Origin of the sequence: Streptomyces sp. LUP47B, from assembly GCF_001746295.1 — a bacterium.
Lineage (GTDB): Bacteria > Actinomycetota > Actinomycetes > Streptomycetales > Streptomycetaceae > Streptomyces.
The window spans coordinates 346,182-360,531 of the sequence record NZ_MJAH01000003.1; the positions used below are offsets into that span (position 1 = coordinate 346,182).

Here is a 14,350-nt window from a genome sequence, read left to right on the forward strand (position 1 = left end):
GGCAGACGTACGGTCATCGCGATCAACCGGATGGTCGCGGCCCGCTACCGCGTCAGGGGGCGGGAGGCCGCGCGAGGCGCTCGCCCAGCGTGGCCGCGAATTCCTCCGCACGCGTCAGCTGGGTGCGCAGATCCTCGACCCGCTGCTGGGCGGCCTGTTCGAAGCCGCGGATCCGGTCCAGCAGTTCCTCGTGCTCCTCGGGCGGCAGTTCCGCGCCCGTGTCGAGGCGGTCGGTGGCCTCCAGCAGGGCGCGCATCTCGTCCAGGGTGAACCCGAGAGGCTTCATACGGCGGATGACCATCAGGCGGGCGACGTCGGACTCGGTGTAGAGGCGGAAGCCGCCTTGGGACCGGGCGGAGGGGATGACGAGGCCGGTGTCCTCGTAGTGGCGGATGGTGCGCAGCGACAGCTCGGTCCGGGTGGCGACCTCGCCGATCTGCATGCGCTCGCTGCTCACGCCGGGTGCCTTCCTCATCTCTCGCCAGGGCCGCGCACGGCCGCCGATCTCTACCCTAACGTTAGGGTAGAGTTGCCTCGGTGCCAGGTCACCGGTGTCGGGGCCGATGATGCCTCCGGCGAAGACCGATACCTGCAGGAGAGAGCGTGCGTGTGCCCATGATGCCCGGCGCCGCCGCCTGCCCGCCGTGACCCGTCACCCCCGCACAGCGCACCATCCCGTGGCGGATCGCTTCGCTGCCGCCCCCTGACTTCGGTCCGCCGCTCGCGGACCCCGTGGCCGGCCGCCCCGCCTCCCACTCCTTCCCGTACGCCCGCCGTGATGCCGGGTGTGCCCGAGCACGACAGGTTCCTCTCGTCTTGTCCTCCTCCGCACTGTCCCTGGCCACGTGGCTGCGTGGCTCCCGGCGTCCTGCCTGGCTGTCCGATCCGAAGGTGCTGCGCACCGAAGTGCTGGCCGGGCTCGTGGTCGCCCTCGCCCTGATCCCCGAGGCGATCTCGTTCTCGGTCATCGCCGGGGTCGACCCGGCCATCGGCCTGTTCGCCTCGTTCACCATGGCCGTGACCATCGCGATCGTCGGCGGCCGACCGGCCATGATCTCCGCCGCCACCGGCGCGGTCGCCCTGGTCATCGCCCCGCTCAACCGCGAGCACGGCTTCGGCTACCTCGTCGCCGCCGTCATCCTGGCCGGCGTCTTCCAGATCGTCCTCGGCGCCCTCGGGGTGGCGAAGCTGATGCGGTTCGTGCCGCGCAGCGTGATGGTCGGCTTCGTCAACTCCCTCGCGATCCTCATCTTCATGGCGCAGGTGCCGGAGATGACCGACGTACCGTGGCCGGTCTATCCGCTGATCGCGGCCGGTCTGGCGCTGATGGTGCTCTTCCCGAAGGTCACCAGGGTGATCCCGGCCCCGCTGGTGTCGATCGTGATCCTCACGGTCATCACGGTGGCCGCCGGGATCGCGGTGCCGACCGTCGGGGACAAGGGCGAGCTGCCCTCCTCGCTCCCCGTGCCCGGGCTGCCGGACGTGCCCTTCACCCTGGACACCCTCACCACCATCGCGCCCTACGCGCTCGCCATGGCGCTGGTCGGTCTGATGGAGTCCCTGATGACCGCCAAGCTCGTGGACGACATCACCGACACCCCCTCCTCCAAGACCCGCGAGTCCGTCGGCCAGGGCATCGCCAACATCGTCACCGGCTTCTTCGGTGGCATGGGCGGCTGCGCCATGATCGGGCAGACGATGATCAACGTACGGGTGTCGGGCGCCAGGACGCGGCTGTCGACGTTTCTGGCCGGTGCGTTCCTGATGGTGCTGTGCGTCATGTTCGGGCCGGTCGTCTCGGACATTCCGATGGCCGTGCTCGTCGCCGTGATGGTCATGGTGTCGGTGGGCACCTTCGACTGGCACTCCATCGCGCCGAAGACCCTGAAGCGGATGCCGGCCGGGGAGATCACGGTCATGCTGATCACCGTCGCGTGTGTGGTCGCCACCCACAACCTCGCCATCGGTGTCGTCGTGGGCTCGATCACCGCGATGGTCGTCTTCGCCAAGCGGGTCGCCCATCTGGCCGAGGCCACCGCCGTGACCGAGCCCGACGGCTCGTCCGTGATCTACCGGGTGACCGGTGAGCTGTTCTTCGCCTCCTCCAACGACCTCGTCGGCCGGTTCGACTACGCCGGCGACCCCGACGAGGTCGTCGTCGACCTGTCCGCCGCCCACATCTGGGACGCCTCCTCCGTCGCGGCCCTCGACGCCATCGAGACCAAGTACGCACAGCGCGGCAAAACCGTCAGGATCACCGGACTGAACGAGCCCAGCGCCCGCATTCACGACACGCTCAGCGGCGAACTCACCGGCCACCACTGATCGGCACCCGAACCGAACTGCGCCCCGGATCAGCCGCCGACTCCCTTGATCACCCGAGTCTCAGGGCCACCGGATCGGTCGGGTTTGCCTTCCCCAGGGGTATCGCCGCTGTCCGATGTCGGGGTCCAATGGTGGGAGTAAGGCTCTTCCGCACCTGCACCCGCACCGGTGAGAAGAGGCACCCAATGGATCCATGGCTGATCTGGTTGGTCGTCGCAGCCGTATTGGCGCTGGCGGAGATCGTCACCCTTACCGCTGCGCTCGGAATGCTGAGTGTGTCCGCCCTGGTCACGGCGGGATCCGCCGCGGTCGGGCTGCCTCTGCCCTTCCAGTTCCTGGTGTTCGCCCTCGTCGCCACGGGCACCGTGGTGTTCGTGCGTCCTATCGCGCTGCGCCACGTGCTCCGGCCGCAGGTGGAGCGATTCGGCATCGACGCTCTGATCGGCAAGCCTGCCTATGTCCTCTCGGAGGTGACGGGCCTCGGCGGCAGGGTCCGTATCGACGGTGAGGAATGGACGGCCCGCGCCTACGACGAGACGCTGGTGATTCCGCCGGGAAAGACCGTCGACGTCATGGAGATCAGCGGCGCCACCGCGCTCGTCTACCCCCGGGACTGAAACCATGGAAACCACGGCGTTCCTCATTGCCGGTCTGATCTTCGCGCTGATCGCGGTTTTCACCGTGGTACGGGCGGTCCGTATCGTGCCCCAGGCGCGTGCTCGTAATGTCGAGCGACTCGGGCGCTACCACCGGACCCTGAGTCCCGGCCTCAGCCTGGTCATTCCGTACATCGACCGGGTTCATCCGGTGATCGATCTGCGGGAACAGGTCGTCTCCTTCAAGCCGCAACCGGTCATCACCGAGGACAACCTGGTCGTCGAGATCGACACCGTCCTGTACTTCCAGGTCACCGACCCGCGAGCGGCTTTCTACGAGATCGCGAATTTCCTTCAGGCGGTCGAACAGCTCACCGTGACCACCCTGCGCAATGTCGTGGGATCCATGGACCTGGAAAAGACGCTCACCTCACGGGACACCATCAACAGCCAGCTCCGCGGCGTACTGGACGAGGCCACCGGCAAGTGGGGTCTGAGGGTCAACCGGGTGGAGATCAAGGCCATCGATCCGCCGCAGTCCATCAAGGACGCGATGCAGAAGCAGATGCGGGCCGAGCGGGACAAGCGGGCCGCGATTCTCGGGGCCGAGGGACAGCGCCAATCGCAGATCCTCACCGCCGAAGGCGACAAGCAGGCGGCCGTCCTGCGCGCGGAGGGTAACCGTACCGCTGCGATCCTCCAGGCCGAGGGTCAGTCCCGGGCCATCGACGAGGTCTTCCAGGCCGTGCATCGCAACGACCCCGACCCCAAACTCCTGGCCTACCAGTACCTGCAGACCCTGCCCCAACTGGCGCAGGGCTCGGGGAACAACTTCTGGGTGATTCCCAGCGAGATCACCTCCGCGCTCCAGGGCGTGTCCCGCGCCTTCACCGAGGTGCTGCCCCAGTCCCCGGCCACCCGCGAGAAACCCTCGGACGACAGCGCTGAGCGGGCCGCTGACGACGCGGCGCAGGCTGCGGAAGCCGCCGCCGCGGCCCTCGCCGACGCGGCCGAGGCCGACCGCGCCATTCCTGATGGCCTGCCGTCCACCCGGCCTCGCTGACGGTGGGTGACGATCACCGGCCGACGGGCCTGAGGGCCCTTGTGCTGTAGCCGGTGGCCTTCACGAGCCTCCGGGAGCTCGGCGACGGCGACCGGATGGGCATCCATCCAGAAGCCGTCCGTCCAAGTCACCGGGTGCACGGGCCGCTCCTCCGAATAGAAGTCGGCCGCTCCGGTCGGGAACGTTCCGCCGGCCTTGCAGCAGCGAAACGGGGCAGCAGTAGGGGATGAAGCCGCAACCGCGTTTCACGCTGGCCGCGACGACACTTGACGCACCGGACGCCCACGAGTTGGCGCAGTTCTATCAGGGTCTGCTCGGATGGTCGGTGCGGAAGCTGGAACCCGCCTGGGTGGAGATCGGTCCGCCCGATGGCGGTCCAGGGCTGTCGTTCCAGACAGAGCCACTTTTCACCCGCCCGCGGTGGCCTTCCGTACGGTCCGAACAGCAGATGATGATGCATCTGGACATCGAGGTGAACGATCTGTCAGCAGCCGTCGAGCAAGCTCTTGCCCTCGGAGCGACGGTGACGGACTTCCAGCCCCAGGACGATGTACGCGTGCTGTTCGACCCGGCGGGCCACCCGTTCTGCCTCTTCGTACACACCGGCCCGAACGCCTGAAAGGCCGGGTCAGGCGGTGAGCCCGCGCTAGCCGATGCCGGCTGCGGCGATGCCGACGCAGAAGTGCTCGGCCTTGGGTGCCGCCATGCGGGCGTGGCCTGCTTGACCAGCCGGACCTCCGCCTGCACAGTCGGGAAGCGGCACCGCAGCGGCACTGCCTCAAGCTGCCGACCGGTCCGTCCGTCCACAGGTGGCACACGGCCCTGATACCCAGGAGCGGCTGATCCGATGGTCCTCGACCTGGTTGTGATCGCTACGGCCGTCACCCTGGGGCCTTTGCACAACAGCGCCTTCATGCTGCTGCTCTCCTCACGGCACGGTGTTCGCCAGGGCCTGGCGTTCTTGTTGTCGTGGCTGGCCAACATGATCGCGGTGATCGCTTGCGTGGTGTTGCTGACCGGCGGTCAGCCTCCGGCCCGTCACAGCGCGCCCTCGACCGCCGCCGGCTATGCGAAACTCGCCATCGGCCTGGCACTGGTGCTGTACGGCGTACACCGGCACTTCCGGCCGCCCCGCCCGCACGGTCCGCCCCGCTGGACAGCCCGGGTCGACAACGCCTCCCCGGCCACGGCAGCCGGCCTGGCATGGCTGCTGCAGCCCTGGGCACTGGTCGGCGCCGGAGCCGCGACCGCCGTCGACGCGAACCTCTCCACGCTGGCCGACTGGCTCGCGCTGGCCGGCTACTGCCTGCTGGCCACCCTCAGCCTTATCGCCATGGAGATGTACGTGGTCTGGGCGCCCGCCGTCGCGAACGCCCGGTTGAGCGCCCTGCGGGAGTGGCTCGCGCAGCATCAGGAGCGGCTGGTCGTCATGTTCGCCCTGCTGCTCGGACTGTGGCTGACAGCCCGGAGCATCGCCGAGCTGGTCGCCTGACAAGTACGGCCCGAGTCACCAGGTTCCATCGCGGTGCGGTGGGCCGTAGCCCCCACCCCGCTCACTGTGACCACCTCAGGAGAAATCGGCTTCGGTGATGCCGTCGGGATGTCCGAACGGCCACTCCACCAGCTCGATCCGGTAGCCGTCCGGGTCGATGAGCCACGACGTCTTCGGACCGTCGGGGCCGCCCGGATACTGGACGGGCCCCGGCTCCAGGCCGGCTTCGGCCAGCGTTTTCAGGGTGACTGCCAGCGTGTCCACCTGGATCGCGAGGTGGTCGACTCCGCTGCCCACGTCGACACGTCCGTCCGCGGGACGGTGGACCAGTTCGAGCGAGGCCGCCGGTTCGCCGGGGAACCTGAGGATCACGAGGCGACCCCCCTCGCCGGTCTCGACCCTGCCCAACTCGACGTAGCCCAAGGCGGTGTAGAAACCCAGCGAGCGGTCCAGATCGGTGACGCGGTAGGCGACGAAGAGCGTCTTCACCCGGCCTCCCCGGGTCGGCGCACCCGGTAGCGGAGGTGCGTGACGTCTCGGTCCTCGAGCCGTCGAACGAGGTCGAGTTCGATGTGCTCACCACCGAGGTGGTCGAAGAGCCGTCGGCCGTCCCCGAGGAGGACCTGCACCAGGTGGATCTCCATCTCGTCCATCTGCCCGGCTCGGAGAAGGGCTTGGGCCGCACCGGCCCCATGGACCATGACCGGCCGGTCCCCTGCGGCGGCGCGAGCCTGGCGGGCGCAGTCCTCGACGTCGGTGACGAATCGCGCGTGGCCGGGTGGCACGTCCCCGTCGTCAACATGGTGGGTGAGGACGAAGATCGGCACGCCGTCGTGATGGTCGCCCTGCCAGCGCCCCGCGAGTTCGAAGGTCCGGCGACCGGAAATCACCGCGCCGGTCGCCAGAGCCTCGCGGTAGATCTGTCCGCTGGGACCGTCGGACTTCCGGTCGTCGAGCCAGTTGAACAGCCGCCCGCCGTTTCGTCCGAGCTCCTGACCTGGCCGATCGTCCGGCCCGGCGATATAGCCGTCGAGCGACATGGACATGTACAGCCGAATCGGATTGTGCATCCCTGCCTCCATCTCTCCTCGATGACACCGGGACCCACCGCTTCCTGGTCTGCCGACGGGGCGCGCATGTCACGAGGAAGACCTCAGGCAACCGGCGAACTCATCGGCCTGACGCGCCGGCCCTGTTGCCTGGGGCCGGCGCGGGGAGTCGCAGTGCAGATCTGGGGATGAGAGGAGGTCGTTCAAGCTGCCTGGCACGCGGGGTGTTCGATGACGCGGCCGCGCTCGAAGCAGGCTCCGGCACAGACGAGGTGGGCGAGGTGGGGTGCGGAAGTCCAGAACGCCGGCGCTGGAGCCGGACGGGTCGCCGATGGCCGGTCGTCCGAAAGTCCTGCCCCGTCGCCGTGCGTCAGTAGCCGGTGCCGCGCTTGACCTGGGCCCGTTCGATCCCGTGGGCCGCGCCCTTGTCGTCCAGCGTGCGACACGCGTCGGCGATGTCCTGGCTCAGCCGGTCGATCTGCTCGCGGCTCAGAGTCTCCTTGACCAGGGCGCGCAGGATCTTCACCCGCTCCGCGTTGGGCGGGAGCGTGTATGCCGGCACCATCCAGCCCCGCTCGGCCGAGAGCTGCCAGGCGATGTCGGACTCGTCGTAGGCATGCTGGCCGGCGAGACGGAAAGCAACCAGCGGCAGTTGCTCGAGGTCGCTCCCGATCACTTCGAAGCGGCCGCTGCTGCGCAGGTTGTCCGCCAATGCCCGGGAGTTCTCCTGCATGATCTTCATGACGTAGGTGTAGCCCTGGCGACCGAGCCGCACGAAGTTGTAGTACTGCGCGAGCACCATCGACGCACCGGTGGAGAAGTTCAGCGTGAACGTCGCGTCGGTCTTGCCCAGGTAGTTCTCGTAGAACACGAGGTCCTTGGCCAGGTCGGACTCCTCGCGGAAGACCAGCCATCCGATGCCGGGGTAGACGAGGCCGTACTTGTGTCCCGAGACGTTGATCGAACGGACCTGCTCGAGCCGGAAGTCCCATTTCGAGTCCGGGTAGAGGAAGGGCCACACGAATGCGCCGCTGGCGCCGTCGACGTGGATCGGGATGTCGAGGTCCCGCTTTTCGCGGACGTCCCGCAGGAGCTTGTCGATCCCGACGACATCGTCCTTGTGGCCGGTGAAGGTGGTGCCGAGGACGGCGACGACGCCGATCGTGTTCTCGTCGAGGTGGGGCTCCACGTCTTCGGGGCCGATCGTGTACTTGCCCTCGGCAAGCGGCACGATTCGCGGCTCGACGTCGAAGTAGCGGCAGAACTTCTCCCATACGACGTGGACGTCTCCGCCGAAGACCAGGTTGGGGCGGTCGGTGGACAGGTTCGCCGCCTGGCGGCGCTCGCGCCACTTCCACTTCAGCGACAGCGCGCCGAGCATGATCGCCTCGGACGAGCCCTGGGTCCGGCATCCGGTCGTGGGGCCAGGCGCGTGGAAGAGGTCGGCGAGCATCCGCACGCAACGCTGCTCGATCTCGGCGGAGATGGGGTACTCGGCGTGGTCGATGAAGTTGCGGTGGAGGTTCTCGGCGATCAGCCGTTGCGCCTCCGGCTCCATCCAGGTGGTGACGAATGTGGCGAGGTTGCGCTGTGGGTCACCCTCCATGGCGAGATCCACGTCCACGAGCCTCATGGCGTCCGACGCAGCCATGCCTTCCTCGGGGAAGGTGTCCGAGGGAGCGGGCGCGGTCAGGAATCGGTTACCGAAAAGTAGTGCATCGTCGCGCTTGGTCATGCAGCGATTCAAACAGCGCCGGAGCGTTCCGAAGGCTAGGGACACACCAGGAGGACACCGCGCGTCGGCTGACGGCGACGGCGGTGCCGTCATCTCACCGGGACTACTTCATGCGGTCGGCCGGCAGGCGCTCCGGCAGCCCGAGCCGCGGGAACCGGTCGTCGTGGAAGATGACGATCTCGGTGATCGCCCCGTCGGTGATGCGCAGGACGTCGATCGTCAGTGGCAGGTACGCGCTCTCCTGCTCCCGCCAGAGGTAGAAGGCGAGGGCGGGCTGCCGGTTCACCGAGGTGAGGACACAGCGCAGGCGCCCCAGGTCCGCGAACCCGTCCTCGACCCAGTTGTTCACCACCGTGTCGCGACCGACGTACAGGCCCGGGGTGGGCGGCATCGAGCTGCGGACGTCGTCCCGCAGCATGGCAGCGAGAGCGTCGACGTCCTTGGCCACGCTCGCGTCGGTGAAGCGGCGCACCAGCTCGCGCGTTTCTCGGTCCTCCTCTGCGCCGGTCCAGTCCTGTCGCTCGGCGGGCAGATGCTCCCGCATGCCGGCGCGGGCCCGCTGCAGCGCGCTGTTCACGGAGTTGACGGAGTCACCGAGGCACTCCGCGACGTCCTTGGCCGGCCAGCCGAGCACGTCCCGCAGGATCAGCACGGCCCGCGGGCGCGGCGCGAGGTGCTGGACCGCGACCAGGTACGCCAGCTCGATCGTCTCCCGGGCGACGGCGACGGTCTCCGGCTCGTCCGCGCCGCCCGCGGGCACCTCGTCGAGCAGCCGGTCCGGGTAGGGCTGCAGCCACAGCACCTCGCCGCCGGTCGCCGGCTCCGGGCGGCACTTGGCGAGCAGGTCCAGGCAGGCGTTGGTCGCGATCCGGTACAGCCAGGCCCGGAACGTCGACCGCCCCTCGAAGGTCTCCCGCCGTCGCCAGGCACGGAGGAACGTTTCCTGCACGGTGTCCTCGGCGTCCTCGAACGACCCGAGCATCCGGTAGCAGTGCACGTGCAGCTCCCGCCGGTGCCGCTCGACCAGCCCGGAGAACGCCGGCTCGTCGACCTCACCCAACCCGCTCACGTCCAGCTCCTCCAGCCGCGTGTCCGCACTCATCACGTCACCCTTACGCCTCGTCGTGTCCCGTCGTAGGTGTGACGGGTACGGGCGCGAAAACTCATCACTGGCGAGAATGGCCTGCACCATCGCGGTCGTCCGGGAGGGGCGGCAACGCTGCCTGGCCAGGATGCCAGGTCTAGTGGGTGGCGACGGCGCGTTCGCCGCGGCAGCGGATCATGCACCTGATCCGTCCCCTCGGAATCGATCGCCTAGGGTGGCGCCGTGACTGATGAGCAGGAGCGGGTGCAGCCGTCGGGAGTGTGGGCCACGGCAGTCGGGGTTGCCAGGGTGCGGGCGCTGGAGACCGAGCGGGAGAACGCGCTGTTCCGCGATCCCCTGGCACAGGCTTTCGCCACCGCCGGCGGTCTGTGGCCCGACTCGCCGCCGCCCGATGACGAGGCCGCGCAACGCCGTCGGCTGGCCGTGTCGTTCTCCATCGTCATCAGGACGAAGTTCCTCGACGACCTGTTGCAGCAGGCCTCCGCGTCCGGGGTCCGGCAGGTAGTGCTGCTCGGTGCCGGCATGGACAGTCGGGCCTTCCGGATGGACTGGCCCGAGGGCACCCGGCTGTTCGAGGTCGACACCGCCGCGCCCCTGGACTTCAAGGCTTCGGTGCTGCGCCAGGAGCGAGCAGTCGCACGCTGCGAGCGGATCACCGTCGCGGCGGATCTGCGTGCGGACTGGCCGGGCGCGCTGGCCGCCGCAGGGCACGACCCGGCCTTGCCGACCGCGTGGATCGCCGAAGGACTACTGATCTATCTGCCCGAGGACGCGGTGGAGCTGCTGCTTGCCCGGATCAGCGCGCAGTCGGCGCCAGGCAGCCGGATGGGGCTGACGCTGGGCTCGCGCGGCGTGATCGAGCGCTTCGCCGCGGACGCGGTGCCGGGATCGGCGGCGTCCATGTGGGTCTCCGAGATGCCCGACGACCCGGTGGGCTGGCTGGCAGGGCACGGCTGGGAGGCCGACGCCCACACTCTGCGCGAGCGCGCTGCGGCCTACGGCCGCCCGATCAACACCCCGCCGCAGCGTGAGGAGCGGCCGGGCGGACTGATCTCGGCGGTCCGCCGGTAGCGCCGTCTTCCGATTCCCTGGACGATCGAGCTACATCGTTGGCCCTGGTCCCAGCGATGAGTTTCCGGCGGTCGTGCCGTCTACCCCTCGACGAAGGGAGCGCACCATGCGCAAGATCATCGTTTGCACGTTCCTGACACTGGACGGCGTCATGCAGGCGCCGGGAGGCCCGGACGAGGACGCTGAGAGCGGCTTCGAGCACGGCGGCTGGCAGAAGCCGGTGGCCGACGACGAGGTCGGCACGGCCATCGCCGGTTGGTACGAGCACTCCGACGCGATGCTGCTCGGTCGCAAGACGTACGACATCTTCGCGTCGTACTGGCCGACCGCCGATCCCGAGAACCCGTTCACCGATCGGATGAACAGCATGCACAAGTACGTGGCGTCTCGGACCCTGACGTCCGTCGAGTGGCAGAACTCCACGCTGCTGGAGGGCGACACCGTCGATGCCGTAGGCAAGCTGAAGGCGTCCGACGGCGGCGACATCAACGTCGTCGGGAGCGGCGATCTCGCTCAGACCCTCATGCGACACGGCCTCGTCGACGAGTACCGGCTGACCATCCATCCGGTGATCATCGGCACCGGCAAGCGGCTTTTCGCCGACGGAGCGATCCCCACTGCGCTCGAGCCGGTCAGCGTCTCGACGACGAAGGGCGGCACCGTCCTCGGCGTGTACCGGCCGAGCGGTAAGCCCGGTTACGACAGCTACTAGAGCCGTCGTGAGCGCTGCTGCATGGGGCCGGGCCGACAACTGAGCGACAGGCTGGAGCGTGCCAGGGCCACCGGAAGGAAGACATGCGGCTCGTTGACGGACGCATCTGCGCCTATGACCTGGCTGCTGATCTCCGCTCTGGCGGTCACTAGGTTCGGATCATGGCGATCACATATGAGTGGCGGGGCGACGTCGACAACTCAGCTCTCAACCAGCTGCATGCCGAAGGATTCGATCACCCGGTCGGGCAGACGGACTGGCGGGCAAGGCTTCATCGTCACAGCCTCGGCTGGGTCTGCGCCTGGGAAGATCGCCGTTTGGTCGGCTTCGTCAACGTCGCCTGGGACGGCGGCGTCCATGCGTTTGTCCTGGACACGGTCGTCGCTCAGCGCCGTCGTTCGAACGGGGTGGGAGCCGCGCTGGTCAAGGCAGCTGCTGAGGGATGCCGTGCTGCGGGGTGTGAGTGGCTGCATGTCGACTTCGAGGAGAACTTGCGAGCGTTCTACTTCGATGCCTGTGGCTTCAGAGAGACGACGGCAGGTCTGATCGCTTTGTGACCTTGGGCCTCCCGGAACTCCGGCCGAGCCACCGGGCGATCGCGCAGCGAGTTCCCGGCCCGGAGCCAAGCGGCGACGACGAGCCACCCGTCCCGTGCCGCAGGCGTCTTAAGCGGCGGTCGGAGGTGTGAACAGTGCCTGGACGGTTTCGGTGGCCAGGTCTCGTAGCCAGGTGTGGGCGCGGTCGTTGTCGTAGCGCTGGTGCCACAGCAGGTACAGGGGTACGTCGGGCAGCGGGAGTGGTGGCGGCAGTGTGGCCAGGCCGAGTTGTTCCCGGGCCGTGCGGGTGACCGCGTCGGGGAGGGTGACGATCAGGTCGGTGGCGAGGGCGAGTTGAAGTGCGAAGGCGGCCGTGGGCCCGACGGCGACGACGCGTCGTTCGAGGCCGTGTGTGGTCAGGGCGTCATCGATCGGGTCGCGCAGGCTTCCGCGCCGCGAAACGGTGAGGTGTTCGGCGGCTGCGTAACGCTCGAGGGTCAGCGGGCCCGCGGTGAGCGGGTGGCCCGGTCGGGCGGCGATGACCAGCCGGTCCGTGCCGACGAGGCGGTGGCGGATGTCGGGGAGCGTCGGCACGCCGGAGCTTGATTCGAGGTCGACCTCACCCCGGCGCAACTCGGCGTCGTCCGACCCTGGTTCGGCGGACAGGCGCAGCCGTACACCTGGGGCCTGATGGTGGACGGCCGTGGTCAGGGCTGTGCCGCATGCGGCGGTCAGGGCGTCGTGCCAGCGCACGGTGAACACCCGGTCCAGAGCCGCCAGGTCGAGTTCCTGCTGCGCCGACAGCAGGTGGTGGGCCTGCTGCACGAGGGCGTGGACCTCGGCGCGCATGGCCAGCGCGCGGGTGGTGGGGACCATGCTGCGGCCGGTGCGGACCAGGATCTGGTCACCGGTGGCCTTGCGGATGCGGCCCAGGGAACGGCTCATCGCCGGGGCGGTGACATGAAGACGAGCTGCCGCGCCGGCGACGCTGCCCTCTTCCAGCAGGGCATCAAGGGCCGTGAGCAGGTTCAGATCCAGTTGCATGAGAGTAACTCTACAAGTGACAAGCATGCACTTGTTGTTAATGACTGGGCGGCCTACCTTCGAAGTGCGGGGGCGAGACAACTGCCCCGCTTCGACCGAAACCAGGGAGCCAGTCATGAGCACAGCCATGCCTTTTGACGCCGGTACGACGCTGCTGTCCGACGTGACAGCCGCCGTGAAGACCGCCGGCGTCACGCTGCGCGACCGCCACACCTCGTACGCCCGGGGCGTGAGCCTGGACGAGGTCGTGGGCGAGATTTACGCCAACGACGACGCGGTGCTGGAGGTGCTGCGGGAGCCGCTGCTGCGGGCCCGGCCGGGATCGCAGTGGGCCGAGGACGAGCTGGCCGGCGGCGCGCTCCCGCCCGGGGAGTGGTGGGTCGTCGACCCCGCCGAGGGCAACATCAACCACGTCCACGGCATGGACGACTGGGCCGTCACCGCCACCCTGGTCCGGGACAACCAGCCGGTACTCACCGTCGTCCACCTGCCGCTGACCGGCGACACCTACACCGCGGTCGCCGGCGGCGGTGCCCGCCTCAACGACCGGCCCCTGAAGGTGTCCGCCAAGACCGACCTGGGCGCGGCGCTCATCGGCACCGGCCAGGCCAAGCCCGGCGAGGACGAGCGCACCTTCCGGCGGATCGGGGACTCAGTCACCGCGATGCTCGTCAACGGCCTGGTCGTACGGGTGTCCGTTCCCGCCACGATGCAGCTCATCCACGTCGCCGCCGGACGCATGGACGCGTTCTGGCAGTTCTCCGACGTCCGCTCCGGCCTCGTCGCCGGCGCCCTGCTGGTCTCCGAGGCCGGAGGCACCGTCACCGACCTGGCGGGCGAAACCTGGAACACCGGCAGCCGCGACTTCCTGGCCGCCGCCCCCGGCATCCACGGCGCCGCCCTCAAGGTCCTCTCGTCGACCGCCTGACCGGAAGTCCCTTCTCCTCACCTCGATACCGCAAGGAGCGTCACCACATGACCAGCATCGGCATCCTGGGCGCCGGCCGCGTCGGCACCAACCTCGCCGGCAAGCTCTCCGCAGCCGGACACCATGTCACCCTCGGTGGCCGGAGTCCCGAAGACACCGCCGCCCGCACCGCCGGGCTCGCCGCGCGGATCGCCTTCGCCGACCAGCGCACCACTGCCCGCACCGCGGACATCGTGATCAACGCGACGCCCGGCGACAGCTCCCTGGCCCGCTTCACCGACCTGCGTGCCGACCTCGTCGGCAAGATCCTCATCGACGTCTCCAACGCCACCCGCGACGACGGTGACGGCCTGCCCGGTGAATTGTGCTATCCCGGCAGCAGCCTCGCCGAGAAGCTTCAGGCCGCGCTCCCCGACACTCATGTGGTCAAGACCCTCAACACCATGCTCTTCACGGTCATGACCGCTCCCGAAGCCCTGGCCACCCCACCGACCGCCTATCTCTCGGGCGACGACGAACACGCGAAGAGGACCGTCACCGGCCTGCTCGGCGACCTGGGCTGGCGGCCCGAACGGATCGAGGACCTCGGCGACATCACCACGGCCCGCGCCACCGAGGCCATGATCCTGGTCGTGCCCCACATTCTGCGCCGACACGGTTTCAAGCCCTTCGCCGTCTCCCTCGCCCGGTGACA

16 protein-coding genes are annotated in these 14,350 nt (G+C 68.8%); 10 read left to right on the plus strand and 6 right to left on the minus strand.

Annotation, left to right across the window (positions count from 1 at the left end; genetic code table 11):
- Nucleotides 1-52 precede the first annotated feature (52 nt).
- The gene (locus tag BFN33_RS12060; protein ID WP_069759944.1) at nt 53-457 is read right to left on the minus strand and encodes a MerR family transcriptional regulator; all 405 of its coding nucleotides are present in this window, start codon (nt 455-457) and stop codon (nt 53-55) included.
- A gap of 359 nt (nt 458-816) precedes the next feature.
- On the opposite strand from BFN33_RS12060, the gene BFN33_RS12065 reads away from it, so the two are divergent.
- The 5 genes from BFN33_RS12065 to BFN33_RS12085 all read left to right on the plus strand — a co-directional run bounded on the left by BFN33_RS12065 (nt 817) and on the right by BFN33_RS12085 (nt 5,476).
- Nucleotides 817-2,325, plus strand: a complete 1,509-nt coding sequence (locus BFN33_RS12065; RefSeq protein ID WP_069759945.1) for a SulP family inorganic anion transporter — start codon at nt 817-819, stop codon at nt 2,323-2,325.
- Between the two features lie 185 nt (nt 2,326-2,510).
- Nucleotides 2,511-2,942, plus strand: coding sequence for an NfeD family protein (locus tag BFN33_RS12070; RefSeq protein ID WP_069759946.1), 432 nt, complete (start codon nt 2,511-2,513; stop codon nt 2,940-2,942).
- A gap of 4 nt (nt 2,943-2,946) precedes the next feature.
- Nucleotides 2,947-3,984: an SPFH domain-containing protein gene (locus BFN33_RS12075; protein ID WP_069759947.1), complete on the plus strand. Its 1,038-nt coding sequence runs from the start codon at nt 2,947-2,949 to the stop codon at nt 3,982-3,984.
- Between the two features lie 226 nt (nt 3,985-4,210).
- Nucleotides 4,211-4,603, plus strand: a complete 393-nt coding sequence (locus BFN33_RS12080) for a VOC family protein (protein ID WP_069759948.1) — start codon at nt 4,211-4,213, stop codon at nt 4,601-4,603.
- Between the two features lie 228 nt (nt 4,604-4,831).
- The gene (locus tag BFN33_RS12085; protein ID WP_069759949.1) at nt 4,832-5,476 is read left to right on the plus strand and encodes a GAP family protein; all 645 of its coding nucleotides are present in this window, start codon (nt 4,832-4,834) and stop codon (nt 5,474-5,476) included.
- Between the two features lie 75 nt (nt 5,477-5,551).
- Here the strand turns inward: BFN33_RS12085 and BFN33_RS12090 are convergent, their stop codons facing one another.
- The 4 genes from BFN33_RS12090 to BFN33_RS12105 all read right to left on the minus strand — a co-directional run bounded on the left by BFN33_RS12090 (nt 5,552) and on the right by BFN33_RS12105 (nt 9,362).
- Complete coding sequence (locus BFN33_RS12090; protein ID WP_069759950.1) at nt 5,552-5,965, minus strand: VOC family protein; 414 nt, start codon at nt 5,963-5,965, stop codon at nt 5,552-5,554.
- Nucleotides 5,962-6,546: a dihydrofolate reductase family protein gene (locus BFN33_RS12095; protein ID WP_069759951.1), complete on the minus strand. Its 585-nt coding sequence runs from the start codon at nt 6,544-6,546 to the stop codon at nt 5,962-5,964. The genes BFN33_RS12090 and BFN33_RS12095 overlap by 4 nt, the downstream gene beginning before the upstream one ends.
- 349 nt (nt 6,547-6,895) lie before the next feature.
- On the minus strand, nt 6,896-8,260 hold the full coding sequence (locus BFN33_RS12100) for a glutamate decarboxylase (RefSeq protein WP_069759952.1): 1,365 nt from the start codon (nt 8,258-8,260) through the stop codon (nt 6,896-6,898).
- 103 nt (nt 8,261-8,363) lie between these two features.
- Nucleotides 8,364-9,362: an RNA polymerase subunit sigma-70 gene (locus BFN33_RS12105; RefSeq protein WP_069759953.1), complete on the minus strand. Its 999-nt coding sequence runs from the start codon at nt 9,360-9,362 to the stop codon at nt 8,364-8,366.
- A 225-nt stretch (nt 9,363-9,587) separates the two neighbouring features.
- Between BFN33_RS12105 and BFN33_RS12110 the strand changes: the two genes are divergently transcribed.
- The 3 genes from BFN33_RS12110 (at nt 9,588) to BFN33_RS49675 (ending at nt 11,705) form a co-directional block, all read left to right on the plus strand.
- Nucleotides 9,588-10,436 (plus strand): class I SAM-dependent methyltransferase, encoded by an 849-nt coding sequence (locus BFN33_RS12110; protein WP_088245313.1) that lies wholly within the window; start codon nt 9,588-9,590, stop codon nt 10,434-10,436.
- A gap of 106 nt (nt 10,437-10,542) precedes the next feature.
- On the plus strand, nt 10,543-11,148 hold the full coding sequence (locus tag BFN33_RS12115; RefSeq protein ID WP_069759955.1) for a dihydrofolate reductase family protein: 606 nt from the start codon (nt 10,543-10,545) through the stop codon (nt 11,146-11,148).
- A gap of 161 nt (nt 11,149-11,309) precedes the next feature.
- Nucleotides 11,310-11,705, plus strand: a complete 396-nt coding sequence (locus BFN33_RS49675; RefSeq protein WP_079140777.1) for a GNAT family N-acetyltransferase — start codon at nt 11,310-11,312, stop codon at nt 11,703-11,705.
- 108 nt (nt 11,706-11,813) lie between these two features.
- Here BFN33_RS49675 and BFN33_RS12120 read toward each other — a convergent pair whose 3' ends face one another.
- Nucleotides 11,814-12,728: a LysR family transcriptional regulator gene (locus tag BFN33_RS12120; RefSeq protein WP_069759956.1), complete on the minus strand. Its 915-nt coding sequence runs from the start codon at nt 12,726-12,728 to the stop codon at nt 11,814-11,816.
- 115 nt (nt 12,729-12,843) lie between these two features.
- Between BFN33_RS12120 and BFN33_RS12125 the strand changes: the two genes are divergently transcribed.
- Nucleotides 12,844-13,656: an inositol monophosphatase gene (locus BFN33_RS12125; protein WP_069759957.1), complete on the plus strand. Its 813-nt coding sequence runs from the start codon at nt 12,844-12,846 to the stop codon at nt 13,654-13,656.
- Nucleotides 13,653-14,348 (plus strand): NADPH-dependent F420 reductase, encoded by a 696-nt coding sequence (locus BFN33_RS12130; protein WP_256122746.1) that lies wholly within the window; start codon nt 13,653-13,655, stop codon nt 14,346-14,348. Before BFN33_RS12125 ends, BFN33_RS12130 begins: the two co-directional genes overlap by 4 nt.
- Nucleotides 14,349-14,350: the final 2 nt, after the last annotated feature.

Coding starts and splice junctions, on each gene's coding strand:
- BFN33_RS12070 (WP_069759946.1), top strand. CDS start 2,511: ATGGATCCATGGCTGATCTGGTTGGTCGTCGCAGCCGTATTGGCGCTG.
- BFN33_RS12075 (WP_069759947.1), top strand. CDS start 2,947: ATGGAAACCACGGCGTTCCTCATTGCCGGTCTGATCTTCGCGCTGATC.
- BFN33_RS12080 (WP_069759948.1), top strand. CDS start 4,211: ATGAAGCCGCAACCGCGTTTCACGCTGGCCGCGACGACACTTGACGCA.
- BFN33_RS12085 (WP_069759949.1), top strand. CDS start 4,832: ATGGTCCTCGACCTGGTTGTGATCGCTACGGCCGTCACCCTGGGGCCT.
- BFN33_RS12095 (WP_069759951.1), bottom strand. CDS start 6,546: ATGCACAATCCGATTCGGCTGTACATGTCCATGTCGCTCGACGGCTAT.
- BFN33_RS12100 (WP_069759952.1), bottom strand. CDS start 8,260: ATGACCAAGCGCGACGATGCACTACTTTTCGGTAACCGATTCCTGACC.
- BFN33_RS12105 (WP_069759953.1), bottom strand. CDS start 9,362: ATGAGTGCGGACACGCGGCTGGAGGAGCTGGACGTGAGCGGGTTGGGT.
- BFN33_RS12115 (WP_069759955.1), top strand. CDS start 10,543: ATGCGCAAGATCATCGTTTGCACGTTCCTGACACTGGACGGCGTCATG.
- BFN33_RS49675 (WP_079140777.1), top strand. CDS start 11,310: ATGGCGATCACATATGAGTGGCGGGGCGACGTCGACAACTCAGCTCTC.
- BFN33_RS12120 (WP_069759956.1), bottom strand. CDS start 12,728: ATGCAACTGGATCTGAACCTGCTCACGGCCCTTGATGCCCTGCTGGAA.
- BFN33_RS12125 (WP_069759957.1), top strand. CDS start 12,844: ATGAGCACAGCCATGCCTTTTGACGCCGGTACGACGCTGCTGTCCGAC.